Origin of the sequence: Paraburkholderia sp. MM5496-R1 (assembly GCF_050436205.1) — a bacterium.
Classification (GTDB): domain Bacteria; phylum Pseudomonadota; class Gammaproteobacteria; order Burkholderiales; family Burkholderiaceae; genus Paraburkholderia; species Paraburkholderia tuberum.
Genome location: NZ_JBNDLT010000002.1, coordinates 3,679,757 through 3,695,669 on the forward strand (window position 1 = coordinate 3,679,757; position 15,913 = coordinate 3,695,669).

Genomic DNA, 15,913 nt, shown 5'->3' on the forward strand with positions numbered 1-15,913 from the left:
CGATGCGCAGCGCGTGGACCAGCCGTGCGTCAGGCTACGTGCTGTTCGTCGACCTTCTTGCCGCCGATATGCAGCGTCTGGCCCTTGCCATACTGCTTCGAGAGCAGGTCGCGATAGAGGCCCGGACGCTGGCGCAGTTCTTCCGGCGTGCCGTCGTCGATGACCTTGCCGGCGCTCATCACGATGATCCGGTCGAAGTTGTTCAGCGTCGACAGACGGTGCGCGATCGCGATCACGGTGCGGCCGACCATCAGGCGGTCGAGCGCCTTCTGGATCGCTTCCTCGGACGCGCTGTCGAGCGCGGACGTGGCTTCGTCGAGCAGCAGGATCGGCGCGTTTTTCAGAATCGCGCGCGCGATTGCGATGCGCTGGCGCTGACCGCCCGACAGCTTCACGCCGCGGTCGCCCACGATCGTGTCGTAGCCTTCCGGCATCGCTTCGATAAAGTCCACGCAACGCGCCTCGCGCGCGGCGGCGAGCACTTCCTCGCGGCTCGCGTCCGGGCGGCCGTACGCGATGTTCTCGTACACCGTGCGATGGAACAGCGAGATGTCCTGGGGCACCAGCGCGATCGCGTGGCGCAGGCTGTCCTGGGTAATCGACGCGATGTCCTGGCCGTCGATCTTGATCGCGCCACCCTGGGTCTCGTAGAAGCGCTGCAACAGCGCGAGCACGGTCGATTTGCCGGCGCCCGACTTGCCGATCAGCCCGACGCGCTGACCCGGTTCGATATCGAGGTCGAAGTGATCGAGAATCGGCCGGCGGCGCGGATAGGCGAACGTGACGCTGTCGAACGTGACGCGGCCGCCCTGCGGCACAAGTTCGGTCGCGTCGTCGCGATCGGGCATGCCGTGCGGTTCGAGCAGCGTGCGCACGGCCTCTGCGAGTCGCGCGACGTGCTGCGTGACGTCGACGAGCGCGACGGCGAGATCGCGCGTGCCGTGCAGGATCGTGAAGCCGAGCGAGCTGACGAGCACGATGTCGCCCGAGGTCGCGCGGCCCTGGTCCCACAGCCATAGCGCCCAGCCTAGCAGGCCGGCCGACAGCAGCGCGGTGACCACGGCGTGCAGGAGACGCAGCTTTTCCAGGTACAGCAGGCTTTGCTGGCGCGCGTCCATTTCCGACTTGACCGTCGAAGCAAAGCGGTGCTGTTCGCGGAACGTCATGCCGAACGCGCGCACGAGCCCCATATTGCTGATCACGTCGACAAGCTCGCCGTCGACCGATGCCGCCTTGGTCGCGAAATTATGGTGACGCGCGGAACCGCGGCCCGCGAGCTTGTACAGCACGACCGACAGGATCGCCGAGCACAGCATCAGGCCGGCGGCCATCAGCGGGTTCACCGCGATGATCATCACGATCGCGCCGAGCACCGCGATGCACGGCGGCAGCACGTTCCACGCGGTGGTGTTTTCGGCGGTGTAGACGGCGTTCGAGGTCGCGGTGATCCGGCTTGCCAGCATGCCGGGCTGCTTTTCGGCGTAGTAGGTCGGCGAGTGGCCGCTCAGGTACTGAAACAGATCGCGCCGCAAATCGCCCGTCACGGCGACGAACGTGTGCGCGGCGAACCAGCCGCCGATCCGCCACAACAGGTTGTCGGCAGCGATCAGGCCGACGAGGATCGCGAACGCGCCCCACAGCGGTCCCGGATGATGCCTGCCGCCGCCGAGCACGTCGATCAGATGTTTGATCGCGTACTGCGAAGCGAGTGCACAGCCCACGGCCGCAAACACGCTGCACAACACGATCGCATGCGCGAGCGGATGGCGGCGGATAAAGCGGAAGAGAAACGCAAGTGGCCGGTGCGCATAGCTCGCGAGCTTGGCGTTCTGGGCGTTACGCTGGGCGATGGTCAAGTGTTCCAATTGAGCTGAGATCGATGTGTTGCGGGTTGTGCATGCAATGCGCGGACCACACGGACAAGCATGGCTCTGCGTGAAGCCGATGCTTCGCATTGTAAACATGCAAAGGCGATTGCGCCCTGTGTATCCGGGCTTTGACGCGATTGATTTCGCGATGGACCTCCGCGATCTGCGTCGTCCCGACACACCAGCCGACGGGCCATTCAGGCAGATTGCGGAAAATTTCGAGATATGATTACAGATTGCATTCGACCGCGCTGCGGCAATTTTGCAATTCCTACCGGCAACGTTGATGGGCGAGAGCTCACAGACACGGTACCGCCGCGCCTCCCGAAACCTCGTGCATACTGTAGAACTGTCTTTGAAAACAAGGGTTTGCAAAATGTTTCGCATTTGTAACAACGTAAAGACTTTGAAATGCTGCGGTGCTGCAACAATCAAGGCATCGATAATGCGTGCTCGTTAGCCCGGCAATTTTTCTGACAGTTTGTCAACGTCGGTGCAGCGGGCGCGTTTACTCGCACATGCCCAGTCGCTGATCCACTTGTCCGGGCTCGTTACCAAGCGATCCATCGCAGGATTTCTCAAAAGAATCAGGCCCGCGCCGGCATTTCCGGCCAGACTGCCCTGGCGAGCAAGCGAGTCGCTTTTTCCAAATGCAGTACTTTTGCCTGATTTTTTACTAGGAGTTCGTCAATATGCGAATCGCTCAAATCGCTCCGCTGCACGAGGCGGTTCCTCCCAAGCTGTACGGTGGTACGGAACGCGTGGTGTCCTATCTGACCGAGGCGCTGGTCGAGCAGGGCCACGACGTCACGCTGTTTGCAAGCGGTGATTCGCAAACCTCGGCGAAGCTCGAAGCTTTCTGGCCGCAGGCGCTGCGCCTCGACCCGACGATCCGCGACGTGATGGCGCCGCACATGCTGCTGCTCGAAGAAGTGCGCCGCCGCGCGGACGAATTCGACGTGCTGCATTTCCACATCGACTACTACCCGTTCTCGCTGTTCGCGCGTCAGCCTGTGCCGTTCGTCACGACGCTGCACGGCCGTCTCGATCTGCCTGAGCTGCAGCCGATCTTCAACACGTTCAATGACGTGCCGGTCGTGTCGATCTCGGACAACCAGCGCATTCCGCTGCCGCAGGCGCACTGGCTGCAAACCGTCTATCACGGTTTGCCGGAAGACGTGCTCAAGCCGATTCCCAACGTCGAGCCCGGCTACCTCGCATTCCTGGGCCGCGTCTCGCCGGAGAAGGGGCTTGACAGGGCGATTCGCATCGCCGGGCAGGCAGGCATGAAGCTCAAGGTCGCCGCCAAGATCGACAAGGCCGACCGTGCCTACTACGAAGAAGTCATCAAGCCGCTGATGTCGTTGTCGCACGTCGAGTACATCGGCGAAATCGGCGAAGCTGAAAAGCGCGAGTTTCTCGGCAATGCGCACGCACTGGTGTTCCCGATCGACTGGCCGGAGCCCTTCGGTCTCGTGATGATCGAGGCGATGGCTTGCGGCACGCCGGTGATCGCGTTCAATCGCGGTTCGGTGCCGGAAGTGATCGAAAACGGCGTGTCGGGTTTCGTCGTCGAGGACGAAATCAGCGCGGTCGCCGCCGTCAAACGTCTGCACACGCTGCCCCGCGCTGGCGTGCGCAAGGCGTTCGAGGCGCGCTTCTCGTCGAAGGTGATGGCGCAGAACTACGTCGCCACCTATGAAGAGCTGCTGCGCCGCAAACATCGCACAGTGCTGCGCGAAGTCAACGCGGGCTGATTGGCGATTGTTTCGCCGCGGTTGTTTCGCGGTAGATAAAACGCTGTCGGCAGCAACTCGTTGCACGCTTCCTTCGTTGCTCTGAACGCCCCGCCGGCACGTCGCCGGCGGGGCGTTGTTGCATGCGCGCTGCGTTTTTCGTCGGTGCACAACTGAAAATACGGGTTTCCGCGCGGCGCGAACGAGCCAGTCTCGGTAATATCCCTATAATTGCCGTGCCGCAAATTGGGCTGCGGTGCCGCCGACGACAGGAGGATGCCTTGGCGAGAACGAAAGAGACGCGCGCGAACGCCGCGCCCGGCGCCGGAACGATTTTTACGTTGCGCGCCATCGGTCTCGTGCTCGCTGCCCGCTGGTTTTTCTCGATGTCCGAGATGAAGCTGACCACCGCGCTGACCGCGATGGCGTCTTCACCGTGGGCATGTATCAACCTCGTTTTTCTGTTCCTGCTGATCTTCCTGCCGGGCGCGCGCGCCGTCGCGGAGCGTCCGTTCCATCCGTTGCCGCAATGGCTGCGTCAGGCGCTGCGCCTGTTCGCGTTCCTCGGGTTTTTGTTTGCGCTGTGGTCGGTCGGCGCGTTCGTCGCGAGCGCAGGCTGGCGTCGCGCGATGCAGGCGGTCGCGGCCAGCAACGGTTGGCTCGTCGCGGCGCCGGTGCTGTATGCGATCGTCTTGTGGATCTGCCGGCCGCTGCCGTTGTGGCGCACCAATGTGGCGGCGCGGCGCTTCGCGATCGGCCGCTATGCGGTGTCGCTCGATCCGCTGACCCGCACCGTCGTCGTGTGGGCTGAGCGGCGCAAGGTGGGGCAATACGATGCGCGCGAATTGTCGGTGCGCTGGGCGAGCGGTTCCAATGCGCGCGCGACGCCGGCGCCCGCGGTCGCGTTCGGCGCGCCGGGCAAGGCCGGCGCGTCAGCGGCGCCGATAGGGGCGGTCGCGGCGCCCTCGCTTGCGCGCAGCGCGTTCGGCGTACGTCCGAAGGTCGAGTTGCTGTGGGATTCGCCGGCCGCCGCGGGTCATAACCGGCAGACCGTTTTCCGCGCCGCGCTGACGACCGAAGGCGATCGCGTCGCCGCTCGCGCGCTCGACACGACGCTGCGCCAGGTCTGACGCTGCATGTTTTGTGCTATCGGTCACATCGCGTGGCTGCTGCACGCATCCCGAAGCGAAGCTTCGTCGATAATGCAATCAAGGCGCCCGGCCTGCAGGCGGGCGAGTGGGACACTCATCGATCATATTGCGTCTTTCGCAGGAGTCGCCATGCTGGTTCGCTGGTTGCTTGCCGCCCTTCATCTGCTCGCTTATGGTTTTGCGCTCGCGTCGATTCTCAGACGCACGTGGTCGCTGCGCCGCGCGTCGGTGCCCGCCGCGTTGCGTTCGGTGTTCCGCGCCGATTCACGCTGGGGCATCGCCGCGCTGGTGCTGATCGTGACCGGCCTGATGCGCATGTTCGGTAGCTATGAGAAGGGCGCCGACTACTACCTGCACCAGCCGCTCTTTCACGTGAAGATGACGTTGCTCGCGCTGATCCTGATCCTCGAAGTGCCCACGATGCTCGGCCTGATGCGCTGGCGCGCGTCGATCCGCAGCGGCGCGGCGCCGAATCTGAAGAAGGCGCGATCTTACGCGCATTTCAGCGTGATCCAGACCGTGCTGCTGGTTCTGATGGTGTTTGCCGCGACCGGAATGGCGCGCGGCATCGGGTTGCCCGCCGGCGCGGTGTAGCGCGGCGGGCCTTCTATTGCCAGGGGCTGGTGGCGCCAGGCGTGGCGTCGTTTGCCGCGAAGCCTGGTGCATGCCTGCGTCGCGCTAGCCGACCAAGAAGCCAGAACCGTCGACCCGGTCGGCTTTGACCTTTGCCGACTCGCGCACGAGCTCCGGCTCGCCGAGACCCTTGATCAGCTCCAGCGCCTGACGCTCGAACAAGCGACGGTACAAGCCGTTGTCGCGTTTGATCAGCGCGTCGTGGCTGCCTTCCTCGATCACCTTGCCCTTGTCGAGCACGAGGAGCCGGTCGAGCGCACGCACCGTCGATAGCCGATGCGCGACCACCAGCGTCGTGCGCCCCTGCATCAGCCGCTCCATCGCGCGCTGGATCAGCACTTCGCTTTCGCTGTCGAGGCTCGACGTGGCTTCGTCGAGAATCAGGATCGGCGCGTCGGCGAGAAAAGCCCGCGCGATCGCGACGCGTTGACGCTCGCCGCCCGATAGCTTGATGCCGCGTTCGCCGACCAGCGTGTCGTAGCCGTTCGGCAGCGCGGCGATGAAGTCGTGCGCGCTCGCGAGCCGCGCGGCCCGCTCGATGTCGGCGCGGCTCGCGCCGGGCCGTCCATACGCGATGTTCTCGGCAAGCGAGCGGTGAAACAGTACCGGCTCCTGCTGGACGATCGCGATCTGGCTGCGCAGCGACGCTTGCTGGACCTGCGCGATGTCCTGGCCGTCGATCGTGATCCGCCCGCCCGAAATGTCGTGAAGGCGCTGGATCAGCTTGATGAAGGTCGTCTTGCCCGAGCCGGAATGACCGACCAGCCCGACGCGCTCGCCCGCCGCGATGCGGATGGAAAAGTCGTCGTAGAGCGGCCGGCTGTGCGCGCCATAGTGAAACGACACCTGCTCGAAGCGGATCTCGCCGTCGCGGATCGCGATGGCGCCGGCGCCGGGACGATCCTCGACGCCGAGCGGCTGACTCTCGAGCGACACCAGTTCCTCCATGTCGTTGACCGAGCGCTGCAGGTTACGGATGTGCATGCCGATGTCACGCAGATAGCCTTGCAGCATGAAGAACATCGTCAGCGCGAACGTGATGTCGCCGACGCTCGCTTCGCCGCGTGCCCACAGCAGTAGCGCCACGCCGAGAATCGCCGCCTGGATCGCGGCCAGCATGCCGCCCTGGAGGCCGCCGTTGAGCGTGCCGCGCACCCACGTGCGGCGTGTGCGTTGCCGCCATTTGCCGATCACGTGCGCGAGGCGCGCTTCCTCGCGCGCTTCCGCGCCGAATGCCTTGACGACGCCGTTGCAGCTGACCGCATCGGCGAGCGCGCCGCCCATGCGTGTGTCCCACGCGTTCGCGAGACGCGCGGACGGCGCGACGAAGCCCAGCGATACCGTCACGGTCACGCCGATGTACAGCAGCGAGCCGATGCCGACGACGTTGCCCATCATGGGCCAGCGCGAGCCGAGCAGCAGGGTCGCGCCGATCAGCATCACCAGCGATGGCAGCAGCGCGATCAGCAGCGTGTCATTCAGCAGGTCGAGCGCCCACATGCCGCGCGTGATCTTGCGCACGGTCGAGCCGGCGAAGCTGTTCGCGTGCCAGTCGGTCGAAAAGCGCTGCACGCGATGAAACGCGCGCGCGGCGATCTCGCTCATCATCTTCAGCGTGAAGCGGATGATGTTGAAGTACACGCCCTGGCGCAGCAGCGTCGCGGTGAGGCCGAGCGCGGCGAGCGCGCCGAAGGCCGCGAGCGCGTGATGCCAGATGGGCGCCGACGACGCCGGACCGGCCGCGATCGCGTCGACGAGACGTCCGGCGAAGACCGGCGTCAGGATGTCCGCGCCCGCCGTGAACAGCGCGAGCGCCGCGATCACGACGATGCGCCCCGGCTGTTGCGCCCAATGACGGAAGGTGAAGCCGAGGACATCCTTGAAGGCTTGTCCGCGAAAGTCGAGTTTTCTGTTGGCCATTTGCTTTGGGCCCGGCGAAGCACGAGCGCGCCGAGTTTCCAGTCAGAAGCGAAAAAGGGGTAGACAGCCAGCGGATGCCGGAATCCGCGCGGGAACGCGCGAAAAAAACGACGGCAAACAACGGCAACGGAACAACGGACTGTCTGGAATGAACGCCGTGCGCCTGCCGAGGCGGCGGCGCATCAGCGACGACGCTGCGGCTTCAAGGTCGCATCGGTTGTGGCGGACGGGCCGGCGGTCGTGGAACCATGCGGGGGAGCGCGCGATGCACTGCAAACATGTGGCGCCTCCCTGAGATGGTTCAAGATGGAGAAACCGGACGGAGCCGGACCGGGCGAATGCCCGTTTGCCGAATATAGCAATAGTGCGGGGCGCTCGCCAACCTACGGAACGACGTGGTTCTATAGCCAACGATATCTCGTATGGCGCATGCGACGTATTTGCCGGCAAATAGAAAAAGGGCTTACGCATTGCTGCGTAAGCCCTTTTGTCTTCGGTGATCGACACACCAAGAATCTGGTGGGTAGTACTGGGATCGAACCAGTGACCCCTGCCGTGTGAAGGCAGTGCTCTACCGCTGAGCTAACCACCCGAAGAGATCGAAATTATGTCAGGGAATTTAGGGTTCGTCTAGTCTTTTTTAAGCAGTTTGCTCAACAGTTGCTGGCGCGGGTTCAAGACGCCATACGCTCGCGCCTTTGAGCGCCTTGTCGAGATCGTCGAGTACGGCTTCGTGCGCGGTGCTTTCGTCGTCGCTCGCAGCGATCACGACCAGCTCCAGCGAGTCGAGCGCGACACGCGGCGCATGTGTATCGCCGCCGGCCTGCGCTTCGCCGAGCATGTCGATGACGAGGCTTTCCTGACCGCGCGTCATCGCCAGATAGACCTCGGCGAGCAGTTCCGAGTCGAGCAGCGCGCCGTGCAGCGTACGGTGCGCATTGCTGATGCCGAAGCGGTCGCACAGCGCATCGAGCGAATTGCGCTTGCCGGGGAACATCTGCTTGGCTTGCGCGAGCGTGTCGATGATCTCGCCGCAGTGCATGCTCACTGGCGGCAGACCGAGCAGCGCGAACTCGGCGTCGAGAAAGCCGATGTCGAATGGCGCGTTGTGGATGATCAGGTCCGCGTCCTGGATGAAATCGCGGAACTGGTCGATGACCTCCGCGAACTTCGGCTTATCGCTCAAAAATTCCGTGGTGAGGCCGTGCACCGCGAGCGCGCCCGGATCGCTGTCGCGCTCGGGGTTGATATAGAAGTGCAGGTTGTTGCCGGTCAGCCGGCGGTTCACGAGCTCGACGCAACCGAGTTCGAGAATCCGGTCGCCGCCGCGGGCGTTCAGGCCGGTAGTTTCGGTATCGAGGATCAGTTGACGCATGTCGGATTAGCCTGCTTCGAAAAAATTGCGGAAAAAAAGCGGGGAGGGCGGCGCGCGGCGTTGCCGATGCGCGCACGCTCTTTACATCTCGGCGAGCGATGCCACGCCGCGATTGGCCAACTGATCGGCGCGCTCGTTTTCCGGGTGGCCATTGTGGCCGCGCACCCAGCGCCATTCAATCTCGTGTTGCGCGACGAGCGCATCGAGCCGCTTCCACAGATCGGCGTTCTTGACCGGCTGTTTCGCCGCGGTGACCCAGCCTTTCTTCTTCCAGCCGTGAATCCACTCGCTGATGCCTTTCTGTACGTACTGCGAGTCGGTGTGCACGATCGCCTTGCACGGGCGCTTCAACGCCTCGAGCGCGGAAATCACGCCCATCAGCTCCATGCGATTGTTGGTCGTGTTGGCCTCGCCGCCGAACAGTTCTTTTTCCTGGCTGCCGAAGCGCAGCAACGCGCCCCAGCCGCCAGGGCCGGGATTTCCCTTGCAGGCGCCGTCGGTATAGATGTCGATGTGATCTGGAGTCATTCGGTATGGTTTCGTGTGTTCGGGGTGGCGGCGGGCGCGAGGCCTGCCGCGAGCACGGGCTTTTTCACTTTGAGCGGCCCGACGAGACGCATGCCGCGCACGCGCTTGATCGCCTTGATCATGTAGGTGGCGCCGAAAATCGGCCACCAGCGGTCGCCGGCGGCTTCCATGAAGCCGTAACGCGCGAGCCATTGATCGCTCGCGAGCGGCGGACGATAGCAGCCGAAGCGCCCGCGTTCAAGGTCGAAGCCGAGCAGCTTGATCCAGTCCTTCAGGCGCGTGAACGCGATCAGATCGACGGCGGAGGGCACGAACGGGCGGCCTGTCATCTTGCCGATCGACTGCCGTACTCCCCACAGCGACAACGAGTTGAAGCCGAGGATGATCAGTTGGCCTTCGGGAACCAGCACGCGTTCGGCTTCGCGCAGCAGCCGGTGCGGGTCGCTGGTGAATTCGAGCGTATGCGGCATCACGAGCAGGTCGACGCTTTGCGCTTCGAACGGCAGATCGAGCAGGTCGCACCAGACCGCGCTGCGCCCGGCCGGCGCGTGCAGACCAGGTGTGCCTCGCGCGGCGTTCGCGGGGTTGTCGTCGCCAGCGTTGCCCGCGCTGCTGATGCCGCTCACGCTGCCACGACGTGCCCAGCGCGGATACGTGTACGGCGCGCTCGCGCCGCTCGCCGCGTCGAGCACGAGGCCGCGGCACGGCATGCGGTTCTCGCGCAGCGCGTCGAGCTGCGGCAGGCCGAGTTGCAGCGCATGATAGCCGAACACGTCCGACACCACGCGATCGAGCTGGGTTTGCTCCCAGTCGAGCACGTAGCGGCCTGGCGGCGAATCGGTCCAGGCGGGCCAGTCTATAATCGCTCGGTCAGTCATATTAAAAATGCGTCGCCTATGAATGCGCTCGAGTACGTACCGGTCCCGGCGTTTGAAGACAATTACATCTGGGTCATTGCCGACGGACACCACGCGGTCGTCGTCGATCCGGGCGAAGCCGCCCCTGTGCGCGCCTGTCTGGCCCAACGAGGCTGGCGGCTGAGCGCTATTTTACTCACGCACCATCATCAAGACCACGTCGGCGGCGTGGCCGATCTGCTGAACGGCCAGGACGTGCCGGTCTACGGCCCCGCCGGCGAAGCGATCGCGCACCTGACACATCGTCTCAAAAGTGGCGATCACGTGACGATCGCTGCTCCCGCACTTGAATTCAGCGTGCTCGACGTGCCCGGTCACACGAGTGGACACATTGCCTATTTCCAGGCGGCCGATACGCGCGGCACGCCGCACGTGTTTTGCGGCGACACACTGTTCGCGTGCGGTTGCGGGCGCCTTTTCGAAGGCACGCCGCAGCAGATGCTGAACTCGCTCGATGCGCTCGCCGCGCTGCCCGGCGCAACCGAAGTGCACTGCGCACACGAATACACGCTGTCGAACATTCGCTTCGCGCTCGCTTGCGAGCCGCACAATGCCGAACTGCAGGCGTGGCGCGACAAGGCGAACGAATTGCGCGCCCGCCACCAGCCGACGCTGCCGACCACGATCGCGCACGAGCTCGCGGTCAATCCGTTCCTGCGCGCAGGCGAGCCGGCGATCCAGTCGAACCTCGAAGCACGATTGCACGAAACGGTGTCTGACCGGCTGAAGGCCTTCACATTGATGCGCGAATGGAAGAACCGCTTCCGTTGATCCGGAGCGCATTCGGCGGTTCTTCACGCGATGAATCGGAAAAATTCGCCAAGCCCCAGATTTGGTTGATTTTTTTCTTGATTTTCCAATTGACGGAAACGTTGACGTTTCGTACTATCGGCTGCAAATTCCAGCCCTTGTGGAAACCGAGACGTTCATGCGATTTATCTTAAGTGCGTTATTGGTCCTGACACTCGCCGCGTGCGCGAGTCAGGGACCGACGACGAATACCGCCACTAACCCCGCCAGCCAGCAGGCCGTAGCCGACGCCCTTCGCAAGAACGCCACCGCTAAAGAAACCATCAACGTCGACCAGGGCTCCGTCAATCAGTTGACGAGCCAGGACGCCGATCTGTGGGGCCGCATTCGCCGTGGCTTCCAGATGCCGGACCTGCAGAGCGACCTCGTCGACATGCAGTTGAACTGGTATCTGCAGCGTCCCGATTACGTGCAGCGCATGACCGAGCGCTCGCAGAAATACCTGTATCACATCGTCGAGGAACTTGAGTCGCGCCATATGCCGACCGAGCTCGCGCTCTTGCCGTTCATCGAGTCTGCATATAGCCCGCAGGCTTTGTCGGTCGCCAAGGCTGCGGGTATGTGGCAGTTCATGCCGGGCACGGGCCGGACCTACAACCTGAAGCAGAACATGTGGCAGGACGAGCGCCGCGACGTGCTTGCGTCGACCAGTGCCGCGCTCGACTACCTGTCGAACCTGCACGACATGTTCGGCGACTGGCAACTCGCGCTCGCTGCGTATAACTGGGGCGAGGGCAACGTGCAGCGCGCGATCGCGCGCAACGAGGCGGCGGGTCTGCCGACCGACTACATGAGCCTGCGTCTGCCGAACGAAACGCGCAACTACGTGCCGAAGCTGCAAGCGGTCAAGAACCTCGTGATGAACCCGCAGATGTACGGGCTCACCCTGCCGTCTATTCCGAACCACCCGTACTTCGTGACGGTCACGACCTCGCACGACATCGACGTCGACGTCGCCGCGCGGCTCGCCAACATGTCGACGGACGAGTTCCGTTCGCTGAACCCGTCGTTCAGGAAGCCGGTGATTCTCGGCGCGACGCAGCCGCAGATTCTGTTGCCTTTCGACAACGCGTCCGCGTTCGAGCGCAATCTGAAAACGTACTCGGGCTCGCTGTCGTCCTGGACCACCTACACGGTCGACGCACGCGCGACGCCCGCGGCGATCGCACAGAAGATCGGCGTCGACCCCGACACGCTGATGGAAGTGAACAAGATTCCGGTCGGTATGCGCCTGAAGCCGGGCTCGACGATCGTCGTGCCGCGCGGCTCGGACGACGACGAGGACATCAGCGCCGACGTCGCTGAAAGCGCGGTGCTCGCGATGGAACCCGACGTACCCGACACGCGCAAGATGCTGATCCGCGTGCGTCGCAATCAGTCGATGGCGGCCATCGCGGTGCGCTACGGCGTGTCGGTCGGTCAACTGAAGGCGTGGAACAGGACGCATCGCGATCAGGTTTCGCGCGGCCAGGTGATCGTGCTGCACGTGCCGGTCGGCAAGCCGGTACCCAGCGAGCCGGGTCCGGAAAAGATCGCCGCCGACGTGCAAGGCGGCAGTGTGCAGAAGATTGGCGTCCACGTCGCAGACACACACGGTGAATCGCGCTACGATAAGAAGAAAGGGCGCGGCCACTCCGCCATCGTCAAGGTCTCCGAGCCGGGCGGCAAGGGTAACAAGCCGGCGGCGCCCGTTGCCAGCAAGGGCAAGGTCGAGAAGGTCTCGGCCTCGGAGCCCGGCAAGGCGTCGAAGGCCGCGGCTGAGAGCCGCCCGAAGACCGTGGCCAACGCGAAGAAGAAGGGTAAATAGACCAATAGCGGCTCTCACGGTAGTGACCACATGCGTTGCGGGGGCAGCGCATGGATTGCGCTCCGATCACGTACCGTGTTCATCCAACGCCGTCACCTCAGGGTGACGGCGTTTTTCATTGCGCGGACGATTCCTGCGCGTTTGCGGTATTTACTTTATTGTTCGTGCTTCGGCCGCGTTGGCCGCGTTGGCCGCGGGGTGCCGGTCCGTCCTGATCCGTCCGAACCTCGGGAGAGGTTCTTGAGGTCATTTCCAGGTTTACTTCCTGATTTATGTCGTCGACCCAACTGCGCGTCTTTCTGCTTTTTTCCGCCGGCTACTTCGTCTCTTACGTGTTTCGCGGCGTCAATCTTGGTTTCGCGCCGTTCATCACGCGCGATCTCGGTCTGTCAGCCGCCGATCTGGGTGTGCTGACGAGTCTGTATTTCCTCGGTTTCGCGGGCGCGCAGATCCCCGCTGGCGTGCTGCTCGATCGCTTCGGCGCGCGTCGCGTGACCTCCGTCACGTTGCTTTTTGCCGCGCTCGGCATCTGGGTATTCGGCGCCGCGCACAGTCTCGGCATGATGATGGTCGGGCGGCTGCTGATCGGCGTTGGCGTGTCGGTGTGCCTCGGCGCCGCGTTCAAGGCGCTCGCGCAGCATTTTCCGGTGGCGCGTTTGCCATTGATGAACGGGCTTGTCATGGCGATCGGCGGTTTCGGCGGCGTGATGGTCGGTTCGCCGCTCACGTGGGTGCTCGGTTTTTCCAGCTGGCGCCCGGTTTGCGTCGGACTCGGTGTGCTGACGGTAGCGGTTGCGCTCGCGCAATGGACGCTCGCTCCGGACGCGCGCGAAACGCATCGCCAGCCGAGCATCGTCGCGCAGTTCAAGGGTACGTGGCACATCCTGCGCAGCGCGGCATTCTGGAAAATCGCGTCGTTCTCGGTCGTTACGCAAGGCGTCTTCTACGCGATGCAGTCGTTGTGGGTCGGAGCATGGCTGCGCGACGTACAAGGCTTCGAGCCGCACCAGGCGGCGGCGCTCGTGTCGATTCTCGGCTTCGCGATGATGGCCGGCTGCGTCGGTTTCGGCGCGGCGGCGCGTAGTCTCGAGCGGCGCGGCCTCTCGCTGTACGCGTTCTGCGGCATCGGCATGGCGCTGTATGTGCTGACGCAGATGCTCATCATGTTTAACGCGCCGTTGCCGGCGAGCCTGTTGTGGGCCGCCTACGGCATCTTCGGCGGCACCGGGATTCTGAGCTACGCGGTGATGGCGCGGCATTTCCCGCCGCAGATGATCGGCCGCGTCAACACGACGCTGACGCTCATTATTTTTCTGCTGATCTTCGGTTTCCAGATCGGCGTTGGCGCGGTGCTGTCGCACTGGCCGGCGAGCGGTGGGCATTACCCGGCGCTCGCGCATCTGAGCGCGTGGAAAATCCTCGTCGCGCTGCAGGTGCTGAGTGCGATCTGGTACGTGTTGCCGGGTCGGCAGGTTGCCCGTTCGGGCGAGATGCGCGCGGAGCAGGAGGCCTGAACGGCCGCGCCAGGCCTTGCGTCGGACCCCGAGGGGCCGCCACGGCCGTTCGGTCCCCGTCAATAGTGGTGTCTCGACAGAACCGCATAGACAGGCGTGGCAAGTACCTGGCGACGCGGCCCGGCAAGGCTTTGAAGGTCCGCCCAGGCGCGTCGTCTCAACGCCTCGTCCTATCTCCCATTTGGAGGGAACAGTGGATTCAGGCTATAATTTGAAGGTTTGAGCTTATCCACCCGCACCCTAGCGCCTACCTCCCCCATACCGTTCATCCGCCGCGCGCCATTGGCGCAGCAAGAAGGGTTCCACACCCAGCCGAGTCGTCCACACAATGGACCCATCGCGCCTCTTGCAGCGTCACCGGCAACTCGCGAGCGAGTCTGCGCGCGCATCCACGATGTGTTTCGCTGCGGCTTGCAATCGGATAGACAGGTGGCAACAGGGTGTTCCCCCAAGGAGTCTCCCGTGTTGCCGTCATTTTCTCCCGCTCTACTCGCGCTCGCCGACGGCACGGTCTTTCGTGGTTATTCGATCGGCGCCCCTGGGCATACCATCGGTGAGGTCGTGTTCAACACTGCCATCACCGGCTATCAGGAAATCCTGACTGACCCGAGCTACGCGCGCCAGATCGTGACCCTCACGTACCCGCATATCGGCAACGTCGGCGTGAACGCCGAAGACGTCGAAGCGACGAAAGTCCATGCCGCCGGCCTGATCATCCGTGATCTGCCGGTTCTCGCGTCGAACTTCCGCATGGAGGGCACGCTCCCGCAATATCTGCAGGACGAAGGCGTGGTCGCCATCGCCGGCATCGACACTCGCAAGCTGACCCGCCTCCTGCGCGACAAGGGCGCGCAAAACGGCGCGATCCTCGCTGGTTCCGACGACGAAGCGAAGGCCATCGAACTCGCGCGCTCGTTCCCGGGCCTCGCCGGCATGGACCTCGCGAAGGTCGTGTCGACCCAGGAAACCTACGAGTGGACCAAAACCGAATGGCGTCTGGGCACGGGCTACGGCGAGCAGAAAGCGCCGACGTACCGCGTGGTCGCATTCGACTATGGCGTCAAGCAGAACATCCTGCGCATGCTGGCCGAGCGCGGCTGCCATGTCACCGTGCTGCCGGCGCAAGCGAGCGCCGCTGACGCGCTCGAGCTCAACCCCGACGGCGTATTCCTGTCGAACGGCCCGGGCGACCCTGAGCCGTGCGACTACGCGATCGCGGCGACCAGGGAGTTCATCGAGCGCGGCATTCCGATTTTCGGCATTTGCCTGGGCCACCAGATCATGGGCCTCGCGGTCGGCGCGAAGACGATGAAGATGAAGACCGGCCATCACGGCGCGAACCATCCGGTCAAGGATCTCGAAGACGGCCGCGTGGTGATCACGTCGCAGAACCATGGTTTCGCGGTCGATGCCGACACGCTGCCCGCCAACGCGCGCGTGACCCACGTGTCGCTGTTCGACGGCACGCTGCAGGGCTTCGCGCTGACCGACAAGCCGGCGTTCTGCTTCCAGGGCCACCCGGAAGCATCGCCCGGTCCGAACGACATCGCGTACCTGTTCGACCGTTTCACCGCGTTGATGGACGCGCACAAGAACGGCAAGAGCACAGCGGCTTGAAGTAGTACAGGCCGGCCGCAGGGGCCAGCCGGAAACG

At 64.0% G+C, this 15,913-nt stretch carries 12 protein-coding genes and 1 tRNA gene; 7 read left to right on the top strand and 6 right to left on the bottom strand.

Annotated elements, in window-relative coordinates; all coding sequences use genetic code 11:
- Window positions 1-29: 29 nt before the first annotated feature.
- Window positions 30-1,865, bottom strand: coding sequence for an ABC transporter ATP-binding protein (locus OKW38_RS24215; protein WP_429335060.1), 1,836 nt, complete (start codon window positions 1,863-1,865; stop codon window positions 30-32).
- A gap of 695 nt (window positions 1,866-2,560) precedes the next feature.
- Here OKW38_RS24215 and OKW38_RS24220 point away from each other — a divergent pair.
- The 3 genes from OKW38_RS24220 (at window position 2,561) to OKW38_RS24230 (ending at window position 5,349) form a co-directional block, all read left to right on the top strand.
- Window positions 2,561-3,625, top strand: coding sequence for a glycosyltransferase family 4 protein (locus OKW38_RS24220; RefSeq protein ID WP_090801132.1), 1,065 nt, complete (start codon window positions 2,561-2,563; stop codon window positions 3,623-3,625).
- 260 nt (window positions 3,626-3,885) lie between these two features.
- Complete coding sequence (locus OKW38_RS24225; protein ID WP_090801130.1) at window positions 3,886-4,734, top strand: hypothetical protein; 849 nt, start codon at window positions 3,886-3,888, stop codon at window positions 4,732-4,734.
- A gap of 150 nt (window positions 4,735-4,884) precedes the next feature.
- Window positions 4,885-5,349, top strand: coding sequence for a DUF2214 family protein (locus tag OKW38_RS24230; protein WP_090801129.1), 465 nt, complete (start codon window positions 4,885-4,887; stop codon window positions 5,347-5,349).
- An 84-nt stretch (window positions 5,350-5,433) separates the two neighbouring features.
- Here OKW38_RS24230 and OKW38_RS24235 read toward each other — a convergent pair whose 3' ends face one another.
- The 5 genes from OKW38_RS24235 to OKW38_RS24255 form a co-directional block, all read right to left on the bottom strand.
- On the bottom strand, window positions 5,434-7,308 hold the full coding sequence (locus OKW38_RS24235) for an ABC transporter ATP-binding protein (RefSeq protein WP_429363352.1): 1,875 nt from the start codon (window positions 7,306-7,308) through the stop codon (window positions 5,434-5,436).
- Between the two features lie 517 nt (window positions 7,309-7,825).
- Window positions 7,826-7,900: transfer RNA gene (locus OKW38_RS24240), tRNA-Val, on the bottom strand.
- 48 nt (window positions 7,901-7,948) lie between these two features.
- Window positions 7,949-8,683, bottom strand: coding sequence for a DNA polymerase III subunit epsilon (gene dnaQ, locus OKW38_RS24245; RefSeq protein ID WP_429363354.1), 735 nt, complete (start codon window positions 8,681-8,683; stop codon window positions 7,949-7,951).
- Between the two features lie 81 nt (window positions 8,684-8,764).
- The gene (gene rnhA / locus OKW38_RS24250; RefSeq protein ID WP_184028269.1) at window positions 8,765-9,211 is read right to left on the bottom strand and encodes a ribonuclease HI; all 447 of its coding nucleotides are present in this window, start codon (window positions 9,209-9,211) and stop codon (window positions 8,765-8,767) included.
- The gene (locus tag OKW38_RS24255; protein ID WP_429363356.1) at window positions 9,208-10,089 is read right to left on the bottom strand and encodes a class I SAM-dependent methyltransferase; all 882 of its coding nucleotides are present in this window, start codon (window positions 10,087-10,089) and stop codon (window positions 9,208-9,210) included. Before OKW38_RS24255 ends, rnhA begins: the two co-directional genes overlap by 4 nt.
- A gap of 18 nt (window positions 10,090-10,107) precedes the next feature.
- Here OKW38_RS24255 and gloB point away from each other — a divergent pair, with 18 nt between their 5' ends.
- The 4 genes from gloB to carA all read left to right on the top strand — a co-directional run bounded on the left by gloB (window position 10,108) and on the right by carA (window position 15,876).
- On the top strand, window positions 10,108-10,899 hold the full coding sequence (gene gloB / locus OKW38_RS24260; protein WP_090801121.1) for a hydroxyacylglutathione hydrolase: 792 nt from the start codon (window positions 10,108-10,110) through the stop codon (window positions 10,897-10,899).
- Window positions 10,900-11,056: 157 nt separating this feature from the next.
- Window positions 11,057-12,745, top strand: a complete 1,689-nt coding sequence (locus OKW38_RS24265; RefSeq protein WP_429363358.1) for a transglycosylase SLT domain-containing protein — start codon at window positions 11,057-11,059, stop codon at window positions 12,743-12,745.
- A 272-nt stretch (window positions 12,746-13,017) separates the two neighbouring features.
- Window positions 13,018-14,259: an MFS transporter gene (locus OKW38_RS24270; RefSeq protein WP_429363360.1), complete on the top strand. Its 1,242-nt coding sequence runs from the start codon at window positions 13,018-13,020 to the stop codon at window positions 14,257-14,259.
- A 462-nt stretch (window positions 14,260-14,721) separates the two neighbouring features.
- Entirely contained in the window at window positions 14,722-15,876 is a 1,155-nt protein-coding gene (carA, locus tag OKW38_RS24275) for a glutamine-hydrolyzing carbamoyl-phosphate synthase small subunit (protein WP_429363362.1), read from the top strand.
- Window positions 15,877-15,913 lie beyond the last annotated feature (37 nt).

What these genes read in the sequence shown, in the direction of transcription:
- OKW38_RS24220 (WP_090801132.1), top strand. Translation starts at nt 2,561, where the DNA reads ATGCGAATCGCTCAAATCGCTCCGCTGCACGAGGCGGTTCCTCCCAAG.
- OKW38_RS24230 (WP_090801129.1), top strand. Translation starts at nt 4,885, where the DNA reads ATGCTGGTTCGCTGGTTGCTTGCCGCCCTTCATCTGCTCGCTTATGGT.
- OKW38_RS24235 (WP_429363352.1), bottom strand. Translation starts at nt 7,308, where the DNA reads ATGGCCAACAGAAAACTCGACTTTCGCGGACAAGCCTTCAAGGATGTC.
- dnaQ (WP_429363354.1), bottom strand. Translation starts at nt 8,683, where the DNA reads ATGCGTCAACTGATCCTCGATACCGAAACTACCGGCCTGAACGCCCGC.
- rnhA (WP_184028269.1), bottom strand. Translation starts at nt 9,211, where the DNA reads ATGACTCCAGATCACATCGACATCTATACCGACGGCGCCTGCAAGGGA.
- OKW38_RS24255 (WP_429363356.1), bottom strand. Translation starts at nt 10,089, where the DNA reads ATGACTGACCGAGCGATTATAGACTGGCCCGCCTGGACCGATTCGCCG.
- gloB (WP_090801121.1), top strand. Translation starts at nt 10,108, where the DNA reads ATGAATGCGCTCGAGTACGTACCGGTCCCGGCGTTTGAAGACAATTAC.
- OKW38_RS24265 (WP_429363358.1), top strand. Translation starts at nt 11,057, where the DNA reads ATGCGATTTATCTTAAGTGCGTTATTGGTCCTGACACTCGCCGCGTGC.
- OKW38_RS24270 (WP_429363360.1), top strand. Translation starts at nt 13,018, where the DNA reads ATGTCGTCGACCCAACTGCGCGTCTTTCTGCTTTTTTCCGCCGGCTAC.